This is a genomic window from Pseudomonas sp. FG36, assembly GCF_057809275.1.
This window is the reverse complement of the sequence record NZ_JBMDJQ010000079.1, coordinates 1-1,800: the sequence shown is the minus strand read 5'-3', so window position 1 is coordinate 1,800 and position 1,800 is coordinate 1. Positions and strand designations below refer to the sequence as shown.

The following is a 1,800-nucleotide window of genomic DNA, read 5'->3' as shown; positions in this document are numbered from 1 at the left end:
TGTGGTTCGTCGCGAACTTTCGGTTCGTTTCGTCTTCACCACCGCAATCTGCGCTAGCAAATTGCTTGGGTGTTATATGGTCAAGCCTCACGGGCAATTAGTATTGGTTAGCTCAACGCCTCACAGCGCTTACACACCCAACCTATCAACGTCGTAGTCTTCGACGGCCCTTCAGGGAGCTCAAGGCTCCAGTGAGATCTCATCTTGAGGCAAGTTTCCCGCTTAGATGCTTTCAGCGGTTATCTCTTCCGAACATAGCTACCCGGCAATGCCACTGGCGTGACAACCGGAACACCAGAGGTTCGTCCACTCCGGTCCTCTCGTACTAGGAGCAGCCCCTCTCAAATCTCAAACGTCCACGGCAGATAGGGACCGAACTGTCTCACGACGTTCTAAACCCAGCTCGCGTACCACTTTAAATGGCGAACAGCCATACCCTTGGGACCGGCTTCAGCCCCAGGATGTGATGAGCCGACATCGAGGTGCCAAACACCGCCGTCGATATGAACTCTTGGGCGGTATCAGCCTGTTATCCCCGGAGTACCTTTTATCCGTTGAGCGATGGCCCTTCCATACAGAACCACCGGATCACTAAGACCTACTTTCGTACCTGCTCGACGTGTGTGTCTCGCAGTCAAGCGCGCTTTTGCCTTTATACTCTACGACCGATTTCCGACCGGTCTGAGCGCACCTTCGTACTCCTCCGTTACTCTTTGGGAGGAGACCGCCCCAGTCAAACTACCCACCATACACTGTCCTCGATCCGGATAACGGACCTGAGTTAGAACCTCAAGGTTGCCAGGGTGGTATTTCAAGGATGGCTCCATGAGAACTGGCGTCCCCACTTCAAAGCCTCCCACCTATCCTACACAAGCAAGCTCAAAGTCCAGTGCAAAGCTATAGTAAAGGTTCACGGGGTCTTTCCGTCTAGCCGCGGATACACTGCATCTTCACAGCGATTTCAATTTCACTGAGTCTCGGGTGGAGACAGCGCCGCCATCGTTACGCCATTCGTGCAGGTCGGAACTTACCCGACAAGGAATTTCGCTACCTTAGGACCGTTATAGTTACGGCCGCCGTTTACCGGGGCTTCGATCAAGAGCTTCGCTTGCGCTAACCCCATCAATTAACCTTCCGGCACCGGGCAGGCGTCACACCCTATACGTCCACTTTCGTGTTTGCAGAGTGCTGTGTTTTTAATAAACAGTCGCAGCGGCCTGGTATCTTCGACCGGCGTGGGCTTACGCAGCAAGTGCTTCACCCTCACCGGCGCACCTTCTCCCGAAGTTACGGTGCCATTTTGCCTAGTTCCTTCACCCGAGTTCTCTCAAGCGCCTTGGTATTCTCTACCTAACCACCTGTGTCGGTTTGGGGTACGGTTCCCAGTTATCTGAAGCTTAGGAGCTTTTCTTGGAAGCATGGCATCAACCACTTCGCGCTCTAATGAGCACTCGTCATCAGCTCTCGGCCTTGAGATCCCGGATTTGCCTAAGATCTCAGCCTACCACCTTAAACTTGGACAACCAACGCCAAGCTGGCCTAGCCTTCTCCGTCCCTCCATCGCAATAACTGGAAGTACAGGAATATTAACCTGTTTTCCATCGACTACGCTTTTCAGCCTCGCCTTAGGGACCGACTAACCCTGCGTCGATTAACGTTGCGCAGGAAACCTTGGTCTTTCGGCGTGCGAGTTTTTCACTCGCATTGTCGTTACTCATGTCAGCATTCGCACTTCTGATACCTCCAGCAAGCTTCTCAACTCACCTTCACAGGCTTACAGAACGCTCCTCTACCGCATCA

At 53.1% G+C, this 1,800-nt stretch carries 1 rRNA gene; it reads right to left on the bottom strand.

Annotation, left to right across the window (positions count from 1 at the left end):
• Positions 1-76: 76 nt before the first annotated feature.
• Positions 77-1,800: ribosomal RNA gene (locus ACODS9_RS26485) — 23S ribosomal RNA — on the bottom strand; the annotation flags it as partial.